This is a genomic window from Acinetobacter sp. YH16042, assembly GCF_013417245.1.
Lineage (GTDB): Bacteria > Pseudomonadota > Gammaproteobacteria > Pseudomonadales > Moraxellaceae > Acinetobacter > Acinetobacter amyesii.
Window position 1 is genome coordinate 1 of the sequence record NZ_VPEJ01000036.1, and the last position, 14734, is coordinate 14734.

A 14734-nucleotide genomic window follows, 5' to 3' on the forward strand; every position below is an offset into this window, starting at 1 on the left:
GAGGAATTGCCACAAGATACGATAAGCTAAAACGTAACTATCAAAGCGCTGTTGCTTTAGCTTGTATATTTATATGGTTGCCTCTTTAGCTCAATTTATCGGCTGTAAATGTCAACACACCCTAGTAATTCCATACAAAAATTTCTACGCTTTTGCTTAAGAGTCGTTGAAAGTTATGTATATACCTTCTAGCTAACACACTATCGATTCAACATCAGACTTTCAGCAGATCTGCCTGTACAGGTGTTACTATAGAGGGATACTGCTAAAATCATTGAAAACTTAAATCTATAAATTCACATCAGTGAGTTAAACTTTATGAAAAAATTGAAAATTCTCTCTTTTATATTTTTCGCTACTTTTCTGACTGCCTGCCAACAACCGAATGACGAGGTGGCTGCAGCTGAAAGCCAAAACGCTGATTTAACAACGGAACAAGCGACTCAACAATTTGAGCAGTCAGATGCGCAAATCAGTCAATACCTTGATGTTTTAGATGCTCAAAGTACATCGATCAAGGAAAAACCCAAGTCTTATGTCATGACTACCCTCATGAATATAAAACTAACTACATGCCTGCCATGCTCAAACTCGCAGCCCAAGACTATACTCAAGATAAAATGTTGAACGATTTGAAGATCGCACAGGACTATTACAAAGAAAAACTCAAAATTGAATGCCCTGCTCAATAATCTCCTTTTCATCATGGCGTCATATTTCAGCGATAAATTGTTATTAAGCGAAAAGTGGGTAAGTTTCGCTGTAATAACAACGTAAAATACACTTCCCGAATTATTCGGGTTTTCTTTTTAAAGCTTTCAAATAATAAACGACATTTGAATGACACATATTATTTTGTTATAGATTTCAAACTATTGATTTATTTTGATAAGTTTTTCGTAATTGTTCACAATCTAGACACATAACAACCCATTTTAATTACACTTTTATCATGATTAATACATTAAGTTGTTTTTTCCAAAAAAATAGACTGAATATTGAATCATGAAAACTTTAAACAAAGTACTTTTCGCTACACTTATCTCGACGGCGGCTGCAACTACATTTGCTGCTGAAGAACAAAAAGTTGAAGCTGCTGCATCTGAAGTTCAAACGACTGAAGTTGCTCAAGACGCAACTGAAGCGGCACCTGCTTCTGAAGCTGTTGCAAAATAATTGAGCAAAAATTTAAAAGCCCACAGATAGTGGGTTTTTAAATTCACAGGCATTTTTAAGTCTTTCGCAGCTTTCAATGAATTTGACTTCAATTATTTAAAATATAAACGTTGAATTTGACGTGCCCGCCGGTTTAAACCTAATACTTCTTTTCTTTGTAAAATGTCTTCTTCACTAAATCCCAAGCGCTGGATTAATTCAGACATAGCTAAATCTGCATGTTCGATCAACACGGCATCTTGTTCCGTTGACCAAATCACGGTTGATACCGTTAATTTGTGCTGGCGTTTTAAATTTCTCATTTGCACAGTATAAAAGACTTTGGACACATCAACAAAAAAGCCCACCCGATGTGAGCTTTTTGCAAAGACTGATTAGTGTTCATCTATTGGATTGAAAAATAGATTTACTGAATGATGATGTTAAAGATTTTCATCCTTCGTGATCATCACTGAGGTTAAAATTGGAACGGCAAAACAAGGTAGTAAGAGTAAGATCCAATATTCCACCATCGGTTTAGCCACAACAAAGTTAATAATGATTGCCCCCAATACCATAACTAACGCAATCAAACCCAAGAAACGACTGAAAAATTTAGCTGGCATAATAATCCCCTTAAAAAATTTATGGATTTCAGCTAGTATATACCTGCATTTTTTATAATCTGTTGAAAATGATATTGGAATATTCATCTATTTAGCTCAAAAAGCATTCTTTTTCCAATCATCCTGACAGAACTGCTTGTTTTTACACGCGTAGATCTCCATAAATAGATTGACAGTCCCCTATGAGACATATACATATTTATTCATTACTTATGTATTTTGCATAGTATACTGCACCTGCTTTGTCGCCCCCATATGGCTGAGTTTATTGGAAAATATGAACAAAACTTTTTCGACCACATTATGCTTTAAATCCCTTTCTGTACTGGCTTTATCCATTGGCTTGGCTGCCTGTGGTAATGGTTCATGGTGGAGCAAAGATGAACCCACTATGGAAGCGGAACAGATCAAAAAAGCCATTCCACCTCGCGTGAATGAACGTCTGTCATGGGCCAATGATATCTACGACATTAGTGATCAGCTCGGTATTCCAACCACGAAAGAAAATGTTTGTACGATTGTTGCTGTAGTCGATCAAGAGTCCAATTTTGTTGCCGACCCGCATGTGCCGGGACTCGGTGAAAAAGCCGTCAAAGAAGTTCAAGATCGTCTTGAAGAAAAGTTTAAAGATAAATTGGGTGATGGCATCGGTGGTACAGTCGCTGGCTATTTCCAAGATGTGTTAAAAAATCAACCGAGTCCAGAAGATAACTATCTGAGCCAAATGCGCCGTGTACAAACTGAACGTGAACTAGACGAGTTATATCGTGAAATTTTTGACTATATGTCTAAACATTATCACGTGAGTGCTTTGACGGGCGCAGCGAAACTGGTTGGACAAGATATTGGTGAAAAGCTCAACCCCATTACCACTTTGGGTTCCATGCAAGTTCATATAGGCTATGCCAAAGACCACAAACGCCAAGGTGGAAATATTGCTGCTCTACGTACTGACATGTATAGCCAATATGGCGGTTTGTATTACGGCATCCACCGTTTAATGATGTATCCAGCTGAATATGACAAACCGATTTATCGTTTTGCAGATTATAACTCGGGTCGTTATTCGAGTCGTAATGCGGCATTCCAAAGCATGTTGAATGACTTAACCCCTGCTGAGCTCGGCTTAGATGGTGACCTCTTACTTTATAATAAAGATGGTTCTCCACGTTCAGCAAAAAGCCAGTCTGAAACTGCGCTGATTGCCGTTTTTGCAGAAAACAATGTAATTGCAACTCCACGTCAAATTCGTTCAGATCTTAAAAAAGAAAAAGATCAGGACTTCGAAGATACTTTGACGTATAAAGCGGTCAAAAAGTTGTACCAAGAAAAGACTGGTAAAGAACCGTTTTATGCCATGATGCCTGAAGTCGTAATTTCTGGGCCGAAATTAAGCCGTGATTACAATACCAATTGGTTTGCCACACGAGTCGATGGACGTTATCAAACATGCATGCGCCGCATCAAAAACCTAAAACTCTAGCCTTATTCGATTTTGACGGAACCCTGTGTAATAAAGACAGTTTTACAGGGTTCATCTTCTATTCCCTGCCTAAACGGCATATCGTGCGCCAAGGGATTAAAATTCTCCCTTGGATTCAAGGCTATTATCTCAAGCTATATCCTGCCCATGCAATGCGTCCTCGCCTATATGCCGCAATGTTTAGCCAAGCCAATCATGAGCAGGTTTTAAATCAAGCAGCACAATATGCTGAACATTTGATGGCGGAACTCAATCCTTCGCTATATGAACAATTACAGCAACACCAAAAACGCGGTCATGAAGTCGTATTGGTTTCTGCATCCGTCGATTTATATCTTAAACCTGTGGCCAAAAAGCTCGGGGTCAAACTGATTTGTACCGAAACAGCAGCCAATGACCAAATACTGACTGGTTTGTATCAAACCTTAGACTGTAGTGGTGAGCAAAAGAAAATTCGAGTTTTGGAGCAATTTAACCTTCAAGACTATGAGCATGTTTATGCCTATGGAAATAGCGATGAAGACCTCGCTATGTTTGAATTGGCCACCCACCATTTCATGAATGGAAAGGATAAACGCCTACCTGAACTCGACTAAAGTCGAGTGATTTAGTTTGGTTTATTAATCAAAGTTAACAATCACAAACTTAAATTTAAGTCGCTCTAATATATGATTAAATTTTGAAAATTCTGCTTTTATTTTGACTTTATAGTGTGCTATTTTTCTCATTAATTAGAAATAATGCGGTCAAATATTAAAAGCGGGAAAAGAATATGAATCAATTCAATCCACCGAAATATGTCAAAGGCCTCCATATTAAATTTGGCGAAAATCCATTTGTTCTCCTTGCTCAATTTGCCTTCTCAGCCACTCGCCAGATGTGGACGAAAGAAGAAATTGAATTGGTCATTCGTATGGCTAAAAAAGGAAATTATATGAATTTGATTAAGATCCTCAAATTACATATCAAAAAGTGAAGTAAATATTTCCCCCAAAGTTAATATAAAAAAGCCATGCAAATGCATGGCTTTTTTAATCCAGTCACTCAAGTGCAGCTTTTATTACTTTTTAAATGGAAACGCATATTTCACAATACGTTTTAGTACACTGCCGTACTGTTTCACTAAGCTTGCGTTGTTATAGTTCAAACCATATTTTTCACATACGGCCTGTACTTTTGGCGCCATTTTACGATAACGACGCGCAGGAACATCTGGGTATAAATGGTGTTCGATCTGATGGCTTAAATGCCCTGTCAAAATGTGAAATGCTTCTGAACCGGTAAGGTTTGAAGAACCACGGATTTGACGCATGTACCAATGTCCACGGCTTTCATTTTCAAGTACTTTTTTCGGGAAAACTTCAACATCTTTGGTGAAGTGACCACAGAAAATAATACTAAATGTCCAAATATTACGAAGACCATTCGCAACGAGGTTCCCTGTGAGCACAGGTAATGCTGCAGGCCCTGCAATAAGCGGGAAGAACACATAGTCTTTAAATAATTGCTTGCCGATTTTGGCTTGCATTGGCTTCCATTCTTCTTTGGTCTGCTGTTTTGTTTTACGACCTTTGAAGTATTTACCCAATTCAAGGTTTTGAATGGCAACACCCCATTGGAACAATAAGCAAAATGGAATGCTATAAATCGGTTGTAATAGATAGCCCGGCTTCCAACGCTGTTCTGGGAACAAACGAACGAGACCATAACCAATATCATCATCCATACCTTTAATGTTGGTATAGGTATGATGTTTAAAATTGTGAGTTTGGCGCCAGTTATCTGCAGTACCCACGATATCCCATTCGTAGGTCTGACCATTGAATTTAGGATCATTCATCCAGTCATATTGACCATGCATGACATTATGACCTAATTCCATGTTTTCCATGATTTTGGCAAAACCTAAAAGACCTGTGCCTAAAATCCACGCTGGCGGAAACCAACCTGCAAACAATAAAGCACGACCCGCCATAGATGAATAACGAACTGTCGAATACACACGGCGAATGTATTTCGCGTCTTTTTCACCTAAGTCATCTAAAACTTCTTGCTTAATCGCATCAAGCTCACGCGCAAGTTCGTCTAATTGCGATTGGGTTAACTCACGGTTTTTTGGATTTTTAAAATATTCAATTTTTACAGGCATGTTCATATTTTTTCTACCTTATAAATCAATAACAAGATCTGACTGTGCTGAGTTCACACAAATTTTGAGTAAATTACCCGGTTCTGTATTTTGGCTACCATTGACCATATTTTTAGTCGAACCTTCAACTTTGTTGCAGGCACATTTATTACAAATGCCCATACGGCAACCGTGATTTGGTTTGATATTTTGCTGTTCAAGACTGGCTAAAATTGATTGGCCTTTTGGAATACTGACGGTTTTATTAGATTGTGTAAGTGTGACATTCACAAAGCCAATGTCATCCGTTGCGATTGGGCTCATGCTAAATGCTTCACTCATAAAGCATTGTGCACGACCAAATAATGCTTCGGCCTGAGTGACGAAACCTGATGGACCACATGCAAACACAGTACTGTGCTCAATGTCATCAATTTGAGCAGCGTGAGCGGCATTTAATCGTGGATCAGCAACTTCTTCTTGGGTAAAGAAAATTTGAAATTTAAAGTTTGGATATTGATTTGCCAAAGCTTCGAAGCGTAATTTGAATGCGGCATCATCGTGATACTTAACCCAGTACATTAACTGAATTGGTTGCTCCGCAATTTGCTTAGTTTTGCTCATCGCTTTCAACAAACTTAACATTGGCGTAATACCACTACCCGCAGCCAATAGTAGCAACGGCGCAGAATTTGACACCAAAGTCATATCACCAAAAGGCTGACCAAATTCTAAGATATCACCCACTTGCGCTTGTTCTACGAGCCATGTACTCACAATACCCGTATTCACTTTTTTTACGCTAAGTAATACGTGTTGATCATCCAACTGAGTCAAACTATAAGTACGTTCGTAACGGATACCATTTACGCAAGCAAAAACAGGATGATGCTGACCAGCTTCACCCATTTTAAACAAACGGTTCACCTGTATGGTTAGGCTAACCATCTCATTTGCTGCATTTTCTTTTTGTACAATTTTGCCGAGAGCCTGATTACCAGACCATAACGGATTAAATTTCTGCAACCAGAAATTTACCGCATTGACGTCTACAACACTGTCTTTGAGTGCGTTTAAAGGCTTTTTCGCTTTTTCGAGTACATGCATAATCAAATACAACTCATGGGAGGTTTTTAATTATTATACACATGTATATATATTTGTATATACGCTTGTGCATTTAATCGACATTTTCACAAAAGCTATTAGCAGACGCTATAATATGTTAATGTTTTTAATCTATTAAAAAATATGACTCAGTCTGCACAGACGAATATGGTTAACATGTACCAGGAAGAATTACATTCTGAAGCTGAAACTCCACTTGCAGTTCGCACTGTAGGCCGTAAAGCAACGATTACCAAGGAAGAACTGTTTCAGGCAGCGCTTAATTTAATTGGTCCACAAAAAAGTATTTCATCACTGAGTTTGCGTGAAGTTGCACGTGAAGCTGGCATTGCTCCAAATAGTTTTTATCGTCACTTCAAAGATATTGATGAATTAGCCATTGAGTTGATTGATCGAGCTGGTGGTGTGTTACGTCAAATTTTGCATGAAGCACGCCTTCAGGCATCACGCCAAAGCAGTATTATTCGTAGTTCAGTTGAAGTATTTATTCAGCAGCTAGATGCCGATGAAGGCAACTTAAGCCTTTTACTTCGTGAAGGCTATACTGGTTCGCATTCCTATAAAAATGCAGTTGAGCGTCAACTTAACTATTTCCAACAAGAATTAAGAGAAGATTTAATCGTCCTAGAACGTTTAAATCAAAGCAAGTTGGCTCATCCTGACATCGTGGCACGTGGTATTACCCAATTGGTGTTTAACATGGGTGCAAAAGTCATTGATCTACCGACAGAACAACGCAAAGAAGTTGCCGAACAAACCATGATTATGATTCGCATGATTTTGGAAGGTGCTCGCCATTTAGACGAAGCACAGATTCGTTAGCTTCAAAATTTTCAAAATGATCGGACTGAGTTAAATAATGCCCATTTTCTTAGCTGCGTTAATTGCTTTAGTCCGAGAATTTACTTCAAGTTTCTGATAAATATTTTTAATATGTACACCAACAGTATACTTTGAAATATTTAGTTCATCGCCTATTTCACGACTAGTCATACCATTAGCCACACAATTTAATATTTCAATTTGCCGTTGAGACATCTCAGCATGCTCTTTGCAATAATCTTGTGATTGTTCATGTAAAAGATGACCAAATTTTGTAAGTATCTTCTTTGCAATTGTCGGATCGATAATTGCTTCACCTTTTAACATTGTTCGAATGGCAAACATTAGCTCAAAATCATCTTTTTCTTTGAGCACATAGCCTGTTGCACCAACATTCAATGCATTATAAATCACCTCAAGTGTATTCCATGAGGAAAGGACCATAATTGGGATATTGCTTTCATTTTTCTGCCGTATATTTTGGATAAAGTCTATACCAGAGCCATCTGGCAAATTTAAATCCACCATCATGAATTTGACAGGCTTTGAAACACAAATATTTTTAGCAAATTCTATTGTTTGTGAGAATAAAATATCATTTTTTTCATAACCAAAACTTTCCAAAATATTGAAAATTCTAAGCTGATGAATAGGATCATCTTCTAATACCAACATTGGTTTTAGTAAGGGAAGCTCAAAATTCATTTTTGACCAATAATTAAAATTTATTTAATTATTTTCTTTAGAGCTTCTGATTTATATCCCTAGAATTGGGGATATTGAAAATATTAAATTGAGGGATTCAACCTATTATGATTTTTATGTGATATAGGTTGTATTTTAAATACTCAACCATACGTAATCTTGCAATAAGTTCTTCTTCAATAGGCACACTTTAAATTTCAAATGACTCATTTCAAATGAAATACCACAAATAGAACAAGCCGGTTGATTAAACATAAATTCCAAAAGTAACTTCTTAAATTGTTTTAAAAATTATTATTTAACGCGATAAGTAGGGCTTTTTATTCAACAATACCTAAATTTAGGTATCGCTAAAACTGCATTGCAGCAGCATAGTTTCACTTACTATGAAATAAATTAAAGCTGACTGCTCATGCTCAAAATTAAAAATTTAGCTTTTTTAAGCGTAATACTCAGCTGCACGTTTACATTGAACAGCTATGCCGACAACTGTACCGTTACGGCGCCAGTCACAAATGTTAATTTAAATTACGCTCAAGCTGGGCGCGTATCTGCAAATTTTAAAAATTGTAAAATTCGAGTGCGCCCTTCTTTTCAATGGTCTAATCCCGCAGGCAATAACTCAGTCTTCCGTCTAGACGGCAAACCCGATGTTTATATTCCGGTCAGCTTCTTTTCCAGAATCGGAGGAGAATGGGATGGCAACTATCCTGTCGTAGGTGCATCAATGACTGCCGCAAATGCTTATGCCGATTTCAACAGCTACATCAACAGCTCAAGCCAAATCAAAAATATGACCATGTATGCCGAGCTAGACTCTTCACAGTATAAAGATTTAGCCAAATACCCAGTCGGCACTTACAGAGCCAGCCTCACTTTCTCCGCGGCTGAATGGTAGCGCTGCGTCATTCAATATTAAGGTTTTGGATTATTAGGTTTTATCCATTAGGCTGCTGATCCAACAATGCGTCGAATGAATTCAAAATACCTAAATTTAGTTATTCCCAAAAAACCATTCAAATTTAAACTTAATCATATATTTAACATTCTATAAATATATTTTTTTTATTCGCTATAAAAATGCAATTTTTTTCATCGGGAGATTTAAAACATGAATTCATTACTAAAACTATCCAGCATTTTGTTGTTAAGCTCAGGGGCTTTAACTGCACATGCAGCTAGTCAGAGTGTCACAGTAAATTATACACTCACAGTACCTACGGCATGTACGCTTTCTAAAGCAGGTACCACAATTTCAAAGTCTATACCGGTTGATGGTACAACTGTAAACGAAACATTCGATGTTACTTGTAATGTTGACTATACCATTTCAGCGAAAGCAAAAAATGCTTCATCTGGTCAATTGAATATGTCAGTGCTTCAGAATAGTTCAGGCAGTTTAGCACTCCCTCAAATCCCTTATAATATTAATTTTTCAGCTCTAGGATTACCAGTCCCTGTGAATGATGCAGCTGGTTTAGTGGTTCCTTCTACTCCAATAGCAACTCCTAAAACGTATACATTATCTGCATCATCTCCAATCGTAACGGGTATGGTATCAACCTTACCGGCCAGCGATTACACAGATGAAGTCACTATTCAAATCGCCTATTAATTTATCTGATTAAGAAACATAAATTCATTTTATGTTTCTTAACTGCTGTTTAAACCATGTGACCGCTTCTAAATATCTTAACGAATCAACCTGTATTTAATCATGCCGGTTTTCAATTCAACGTCTGAATTTATGACTCAATAAAATTTTTGAAACTAGTTATTTAATCCATTTAACAGTCACATAGTGGAATTCCATTTATACATTCACCTACACGTTATTTATACGCCAGAAAACCGCTCCTGCTTTGTACAGCTTTGAGTCTAAATTATTTAGGGAAAAAATAATTAATGCCTGCTATCTTGAACAAAATATCTTGCCTGCTTGTTGCTTCAATGGGGGTATGCAGTTTCCCTGCATATGCTGAACTTTCTATTTATCCCATCAAACATTTTATCACTGGTGAGAATGGACAGCGCACAATCACCATGAACATTATTTCTTCCAATGAAGAACTGGCGAAAAACTATGAAGTCAATGTTTTTCGTTGGACACAGGATGAACAAGGACATGATATTTTAACCCCTGATTCAAGTTTAGCTGTCAATCCGCTTTCTTTTATGATTGAACCCAATACTAAACGTATTATTCGCATGGGTTTTAAACAACCTATTGCATCCATGCAGTTACAAGAAGAAGAAGCTTGGCGAATCATCTTCAGCCCTCTGCCTAATGCTGAAACAGCAAAGGGATTAAAATATGCCTATAGTTTTAATGTCCCGTTATTTGCCGGTACGAACTTTAAGCCTGAGATGTCTTTTCAGCTGGCGAAAAACAATAAAAATCAGCCTGTGCTGTTGGCAAAAAATTCAGGTACCGCCCATTTTCAAATCACGGGTTTCAAACTGCAGAATGCTGCGGGAAAAGAAATTTTTAATTCCCAAGAACTGAAGTATGTTTTGCCGCATAAACAAGTTGCATTTGATTTAAATACACTGGCTGTTAAGCCTGATTCAAACCTTAAACTTATTGTTCAAACAGCAGACTCTAAAACACTGCAATTTGATGTGTCGGAGTAATGACAATGCTGATAAGACAATTATGCAAGATCCGCAAATCCCCGCCTGTGCTGATCTTGCTGCTGTGCTGCATTCAGTTAGAACATACGCAAGCGCAGGACGTTTCGCCTGCATCCGCAGCAAAGCCGCCTGTAAGCAGCCCAAATTCAGAAAATGCAATTTTGGGGCTTTGGATTAATGGTGTAGACTTGAAGCAGGATGCATTTATCTTAAGGGAAAACGGCCAGACCTATATCGAATGCAGCCTTTTAAAGGGCGGATTTGTCGATATATCCAAGTTTACCCATTTAAATAAAGACAATCTGCAATATTGTTTAATTGACCGCCCGGATATCAGCAGTCAAATGGATGAACAGCATCAACTATTCAAGCTCAGCATTCCTGCGCAATATATGCTGGCGCAAAAGCTGTCATCTCAGCAGCCATACCTGCCAGATCTGCCCAATTTAGGCGGTTTTGTAAACTACAATCTCTATTTTCAAGATGGGGATTTTAATAAGCAGGCAAATGCCTCTACAGATTTAAATCTCTTCTGGAAAAATATACTTTTCAACAGCAGCCATGTTTTCCGGAAAAACTATAATCATGAGCAGGCTAATGTTCAGAACAGCAGCCGTTTAAATACCTCATTGAGTTTTGAGTTTCCAAAACAGATGAGCAGTTTAAAACTGGGCGATAATATCAGCACCTATACCGGCTTAAACCAGTCCTTCTATTTTGGCGGATTCAGCTTTGGCACCAACTTTACCAGCCGCCCGAATTATATCTATTGGAACACCCCCTCGATTGAAGGCAGCGCGCTGACTCAATCTAGCGTCGATTTAATTATTAATGGCACGCAAGCCTATAACGCCAAAGTCAATCCAGGCCAGTTCAATATAGACAGCAATCTTGGCTTTAATGGCCTTGGCAATGCTGAAATTGTCGTAAAGGATGTTTTAGGCAATACAACGGTCAAAAGCATACCGATCTTTGTCAATCAGCGCCTACTGCGCCCCGGACTAACGGATTATAATATTTCCGCCGGCAAGCTCCGCTATAACTATGCCTATGATGACAATGATTACCGCGACTGGTTCGGCAGCGGCTATGTCCGCAGAGGCATCAGCTCATCCACGACATTGGGCGCTGTTGCCGATTACAGCAAAAAACTGGAAAGCGCCGGACTGTTATGGAGTCAGTATCTGTATAAGCTTGGCTTGCTGGAAGTGAATTCTTCCTACAGCCATGCAGATGACCTCGGTTTAGAAGGCTATACCGTCAATACTGAATTTAAGCGTGATACGCAATCGTACAGTATTGGCTTGCGCGCTCAGTATTACAGCCCAGAATTCCGCATGCTGGGTTTAGATGACTATACAGCCAGTTACCTGCCTAAGCAGGAAAACCAAATCTATTTATCCAGAAATCAAATTCCATTCATTAACAACTTATCATTAAGCTATGTTGAAAGAAAATACCGCGAAGGCACTGACCGGCAGGATCAGCGGATTTTCAACTTAAGAACCAGCCAATCCCTCGCAAAAGGGCTTTTTGGCAGTTTAGGCATCTCCTATGATGCTGAAAGCGGCGACCGCGCCAGTGTTGACTTGATGCTGAGCTATAACTTTGATGACCGCAAGCATTCTGTCACCCTCTCACAGCATGATGATGACGAGACCAGCCTGCAGTTCAACAAGTATTCTTATAAAAACACTGGTTTCGACTACACGGTCGGCGCAAGCCGCTCACATGATGTATATTCCGGCAATCTCAGTACACGCTTTAAAACCAATGCCGGCGACTTGAATGTGCAATATTTGCAAACAGATGATCAAAAATATTACACCGCAAGCTATATGGGGTCACTCGTTTGGCTGGGCAATCGCTTTGACCTAAGCAAATATATCAACAACAGTTTTTCGCTCGTCCGCTTAAAAAATACGCCAAACATTGATGTGTACAGCAATGGCTCATATATAGGAAAAACCGATAAAAATGGAGAAATTTTCAGCTACAACTTAGCAGGCTATACCAAAAACAGCATTGCCTTTGATGAAAGCCAAGTCGGCATTGATGCCAATATTGCCGAAACATTCCATACCTTTATGCCAATGAATCAGCGCGGCTATATCGTTGATTTTCCAATTAGCAATCATCAAAGCAGAGATGTAACTTTCAGGTTTATTGATGCAAATCAGCAGGCTTTAGCCAGCGGCAGCGTGGTCCGTATTTTAGGCATTCCAAATGCGAAATACCCGATTGCCAGCAACAGTCTCGTTACATTCTATGACTTGATGCCTAGAGATTACAGTTTAGAAGTTCAAACTGCGGATAAAGTCTGTAAAAGTGAATTTACCTTGGGTCCCGATACAAAGGTCGATGAGCCGGTTACCCTCACTTGCCAATAACGCTCAAAAAGCATCAAAAAAGGAAATTCTCAAGAATCTCCTTTTTTTACAGCCTGTAAATTTATTATTTTTTGCACACATTGAGCGGTTACTTCCGGCTGCTCCAGAGGGAACATGTGCCCACCGTCAACCACACTGAACTCAACACCATACGTTTTTTTCATGCCTTGTGGCAAACCTTGTTTATAAAAATGGCTGTCATTTGCGGTGATAAGGTGTACAGGCATTTGAGGGGCTTTACGTGGAGTACGCCACCACCATGCAGGCACTGTACGGAAGATTTGCGCTTCCACGGCTTTTGGAATGCTGAGGGTCACGCCACCGCGTTTTTCATCAGCTTGAATGCCTTGTGCAAAATAATCTTCAAAACACTGCGCATCAAAACTTTTAAATAAACGATTATTCCGTAGTGCCGTATAGGCTTCATCCAAATTTGGCCAATGGTCATTACGCTTCAATGTAATTGCCGCTGGGGTAAGTTTATCGACAGCTTTGAGCTTTAATTTTTGCATGCCTTCAAAAATTGCGGACTTAGGGCCGATTACGAAAGGTGGATCCATAATGATCAGTTGTGAAAACAAATCTGGACGTTTATAAGCCGCCATCAGGGTGACTAAAGAGCCAAAAGAATGCCCAAGCCCAATCACTTGTTGCTTTGGAAATTGGTGCTCAATATCTGCAATGACTTGTTCGACCAAATATCGCCAATCTTTGGTGATCGGATAGCGCTCATCCATACCAATAAGCGGAATCACCTTCACATCAAATTGCGGTGAAAAGTAAGATAAAAACTTTCGATAACTCGCGGCAGGAATACCATTGGCATGGGTAAAATGGATCGCGCTTTTCATGTAAAACTCATCCAATCAACTGATGATGACCCATCATAAAGAGATCAACTCGATTAGAATAGGACTCAATGAGTTTATTTAGATGAACTAAAAGTCAGTATGCAGATTATTTTTGTGATCCGACCATTGATTGATTCGGTAAGAAAGTTGCGCCACAAGTGGTTTTATCTCCAGCAACCACAACACCACGCCCCTTGACCGTTGTACTTTGATCCGCCGCGATCGCAGCCACAGTCGAATTACATTTCGGGCAATAATGTTTCATGCCATTTAAATGCACCGCAATACCATTAATCACAAATGAAGGTTCACATTCTGAAACCACACCACCGTGTGACGTTTTACTACCTAAGGTAATTAAGGATTTCATATTTTTATTTTCTTCTAACGAACTGCTGAAATTTGAAGCATTTTAACGGAACTGCCCTCAACTCGCTAGCATCGACGTATAAATTTAACCAAGCCAAAACTTTACTTAACTAAAGCATCAAAACACGACATTTTGACAGTTCGTGATCAATCATTTGAATATGATGCTATCTCTGTATGTTCTAATACATTTAATCATTTCACCTTCATAATTCAATTGACATCAATCACGACAGCTTATGTCGCGATGCCGATTCTTTTACTAATCAAAGCATGTATATTGGGTCTAGCAATGAGCATGAAGCGTAGCGCCCTATATTAGGGTCTGTTGACATTTGTTGATTAAAAAAATAGCGAGATAGTAAAATTAAATCGCCAAACCCAATTTTACACTCGCTATGCCTCGAACAATGCTAAATGATCAACACTGGTCCAAGTTACTT

At 38.7% G+C, this 14734-nt stretch carries 17 protein-coding genes and 1 pseudogene; 11 read left to right on the forward strand and 7 right to left on the reverse strand.

Going from position 1 to position 14734, the window contains the following annotated elements; translation table 11 throughout:
- The 3 genes and pseudogenes from FTV37_RS15580 to FTV37_RS15590 all read left to right on the forward strand — a co-directional run.
- Nucleotides 1–89: pseudogene (locus tag FTV37_RS15580) on the forward strand (IS5/IS1182 family transposase); the annotation flags it as partial.
- Nucleotides 90–318: 229 nt separating this feature from the next.
- Nucleotides 319–627, forward strand: coding sequence for a hypothetical protein (locus tag FTV37_RS15585; protein ID WP_180064242.1), 309 nt, complete (start codon nucleotides 319–321; stop codon nucleotides 625–627).
- Between the two features lie 378 nt (nucleotides 628–1005).
- Entirely contained in the window at nucleotides 1006–1176 is a 171-nt protein-coding gene (locus tag FTV37_RS15590; RefSeq protein WP_180007935.1) for a hypothetical protein, read from the forward strand.
- Nucleotides 1177–1268: 92 nt separating this feature from the next.
- Here the strand turns inward: FTV37_RS15590 and FTV37_RS15595 are convergent, their stop codons facing one another.
- Nucleotides 1269–1478 (reverse strand): acyl-CoA thioesterase, encoded by a 210-nt coding sequence (locus tag FTV37_RS15595; RefSeq protein ID WP_180007934.1) that lies wholly within the window; start codon nucleotides 1476–1478, stop codon nucleotides 1269–1271.
- Nucleotides 1479–1598: 120 nt separating this feature from the next.
- Nucleotides 1599–1781, reverse strand: a complete 183-nt coding sequence (locus FTV37_RS15600) for a hypothetical protein (protein ID WP_168377709.1) — start codon at nucleotides 1779–1781, stop codon at nucleotides 1599–1601.
- Between the two features lie 277 nt (nucleotides 1782–2058).
- Between FTV37_RS15600 and FTV37_RS15605 the strand changes: the two genes are divergently transcribed.
- The 3 genes from FTV37_RS15605 to FTV37_RS15615 all read left to right on the forward strand — a co-directional run bounded on the left by FTV37_RS15605 (nucleotide 2059) and on the right by FTV37_RS15615 (nucleotide 4240).
- Nucleotides 2059–3264 carry a DUF1615 domain-containing protein gene (locus FTV37_RS15605; RefSeq protein WP_180003816.1) on the forward strand — a complete coding sequence of 402 codons (1206 nt, stop codon included), beginning with the start codon at nucleotides 2059–2061 and terminating at the stop codon, nucleotides 3262–3264.
- Entirely contained in the window at nucleotides 3231–3860 is a 630-nt protein-coding gene (locus FTV37_RS15610) for an HAD-IB family hydrolase (protein WP_180064243.1), read from the forward strand. Before FTV37_RS15605 ends, FTV37_RS15610 begins: the two co-directional genes overlap by 34 nt.
- Before the next feature lie 176 nt (nucleotides 3861–4036).
- The gene (locus FTV37_RS15615; RefSeq protein WP_078188800.1) at nucleotides 4037–4240 is read left to right on the forward strand and encodes a hypothetical protein; all 204 of its coding nucleotides are present in this window, start codon (nucleotides 4037–4039) and stop codon (nucleotides 4238–4240) included.
- 84 nt (nucleotides 4241–4324) lie between these two features.
- On the opposite strand, the gene FTV37_RS15620 is transcribed toward FTV37_RS15615, so the two are convergent.
- A complete protein-coding gene (locus FTV37_RS15620; RefSeq protein ID WP_168377711.1) occupies nucleotides 4325–5419 on the reverse strand; it encodes an acyl-CoA desaturase in 1095 nt (364 codons plus the stop codon).
- A 12-nt stretch (nucleotides 5420–5431) separates the two neighbouring features.
- On the reverse strand, nucleotides 5432–6499 hold the full coding sequence (locus FTV37_RS15625; RefSeq protein ID WP_180064244.1) for a ferredoxin reductase: 1068 nt from the start codon (nucleotides 6497–6499) through the stop codon (nucleotides 5432–5434).
- Nucleotides 6500–6667: 168 nt separating this feature from the next.
- On the opposite strand from FTV37_RS15625, the gene fabR reads away from it, so the two are divergent.
- Nucleotides 6668–7342, forward strand: a complete 675-nt coding sequence (gene fabR / locus FTV37_RS15630; RefSeq protein ID WP_372491111.1) for an HTH-type transcriptional repressor FabR — start codon at nucleotides 6668–6670, stop codon at nucleotides 7340–7342.
- Nucleotides 7343–7372: 30 nt separating this feature from the next.
- On the opposite strand, the gene FTV37_RS15635 is transcribed toward fabR, so the two are convergent.
- The gene (locus FTV37_RS15635) at nucleotides 7373–8047 is read right to left on the reverse strand and encodes a response regulator transcription factor (RefSeq protein WP_180064245.1); all 675 of its coding nucleotides are present in this window, start codon (nucleotides 8045–8047) and stop codon (nucleotides 7373–7375) included.
- A gap of 580 nt (nucleotides 8048–8627) precedes the next feature.
- Between FTV37_RS15635 and FTV37_RS15640 the strand changes: the two genes are divergently transcribed.
- The 4 genes from FTV37_RS15640 to FTV37_RS15655 all read left to right on the forward strand — a co-directional run bounded on the left by FTV37_RS15640 (nucleotide 8628) and on the right by FTV37_RS15655 (nucleotide 13071).
- Nucleotides 8628–8945: a hypothetical protein gene (locus FTV37_RS15640; RefSeq protein WP_257224364.1), complete on the forward strand. Its 318-nt coding sequence runs from the start codon at nucleotides 8628–8630 to the stop codon at nucleotides 8943–8945.
- Nucleotides 8946–9158: 213 nt separating this feature from the next.
- Nucleotides 9159–9662: a spore coat protein U domain-containing protein gene (locus FTV37_RS15645; RefSeq protein ID WP_180064247.1), complete on the forward strand. Its 504-nt coding sequence runs from the start codon at nucleotides 9159–9161 to the stop codon at nucleotides 9660–9662.
- A 302-nt stretch (nucleotides 9663–9964) separates the two neighbouring features.
- Complete coding sequence (locus FTV37_RS15650; RefSeq protein ID WP_257224365.1) at nucleotides 9965–10681, forward strand: molecular chaperone; 717 nt, start codon at nucleotides 9965–9967, stop codon at nucleotides 10679–10681.
- 5 nt (nucleotides 10682–10686) lie between these two features.
- Nucleotides 10687–13071 carry a fimbria/pilus outer membrane usher protein gene (locus FTV37_RS15655; RefSeq protein WP_257224366.1) on the forward strand — a complete coding sequence of 795 codons (2385 nt, stop codon included), beginning with the start codon at nucleotides 10687–10689 and terminating at the stop codon, nucleotides 13069–13071.
- Nucleotides 13072–13100: 29 nt separating this feature from the next.
- Here the strand turns inward: FTV37_RS15655 and FTV37_RS15660 are convergent, their stop codons facing one another.
- Nucleotides 13101–13922, reverse strand: a complete 822-nt coding sequence (locus FTV37_RS15660; protein WP_180064250.1) for an alpha/beta fold hydrolase — start codon at nucleotides 13920–13922, stop codon at nucleotides 13101–13103.
- A 106-nt stretch (nucleotides 13923–14028) separates the two neighbouring features.
- Complete coding sequence (locus FTV37_RS15665; protein WP_078193592.1) at nucleotides 14029–14292, reverse strand: PAAR domain-containing protein; 264 nt, start codon at nucleotides 14290–14292, stop codon at nucleotides 14029–14031.
- Nucleotides 14293–14734 lie beyond the last annotated feature (442 nt).

Excerpts from the sequence above, each read along its gene's own strand:
- FTV37_RS15635 (WP_180064245.1), bottom strand. The coding sequence starts at position 8,047 with ATGAATTTTGAGCTTCCCTTACTAAAACCAATGTTGGTATTAGAAGAT.
- FTV37_RS15665 (WP_078193592.1), bottom strand. The coding sequence starts at position 14,292 with ATGAAATCCTTAATTACCTTAGGTAGTAAAACGTCACACGGTGGTGTG.
- FTV37_RS15625 (WP_180064244.1), bottom strand. The coding sequence starts at position 6,499 with ATGCATGTACTCGAAAAAGCGAAAAAGCCTTTAAACGCACTCAAAGAC.
- FTV37_RS15655 (WP_257224366.1), top strand. The coding sequence starts at position 10,687 with ATGCTGATAAGACAATTATGCAAGATCCGCAAATCCCCGCCTGTGCTG.
- FTV37_RS15600 (WP_168377709.1), bottom strand. The coding sequence starts at position 1,781 with ATGCCAGCTAAATTTTTCAGTCGTTTCTTGGGTTTGATTGCGTTAGTT.
- FTV37_RS15585 (WP_180064242.1), top strand. The coding sequence starts at position 319 with ATGAAAAAATTGAAAATTCTCTCTTTTATATTTTTCGCTACTTTTCTG.
- FTV37_RS15595 (WP_180007934.1), bottom strand. The coding sequence starts at position 1,478 with ATGAGAAATTTAAAACGCCAGCACAAATTAACGGTATCAACCGTGATT.
- FTV37_RS15590 (WP_180007935.1), top strand. The coding sequence starts at position 1,006 with ATGAAAACTTTAAACAAAGTACTTTTCGCTACACTTATCTCGACGGCG.
- fabR (WP_372491111.1), top strand. The coding sequence starts at position 6,668 with ATGGTTAACATGTACCAGGAAGAATTACATTCTGAAGCTGAAACTCCA.
- FTV37_RS15610 (WP_180064243.1), top strand. The coding sequence starts at position 3,231 with ATGCATGCGCCGCATCAAAAACCTAAAACTCTAGCCTTATTCGATTTT.
- FTV37_RS15660 (WP_180064250.1), bottom strand. The coding sequence starts at position 13,922 with ATGAAAAGCGCGATCCATTTTACCCATGCCAATGGTATTCCTGCCGCG.
- FTV37_RS15645 (WP_180064247.1), top strand. The coding sequence starts at position 9,159 with ATGAATTCATTACTAAAACTATCCAGCATTTTGTTGTTAAGCTCAGGG.
- FTV37_RS15620 (WP_168377711.1), bottom strand. The coding sequence starts at position 5,419 with ATGAACATGCCTGTAAAAATTGAATATTTTAAAAATCCAAAAAACCGT.
- FTV37_RS15615 (WP_078188800.1), top strand. The coding sequence starts at position 4,037 with ATGAATCAATTCAATCCACCGAAATATGTCAAAGGCCTCCATATTAAA.
- FTV37_RS15605 (WP_180003816.1), top strand. The coding sequence starts at position 2,059 with ATGAACAAAACTTTTTCGACCACATTATGCTTTAAATCCCTTTCTGTA.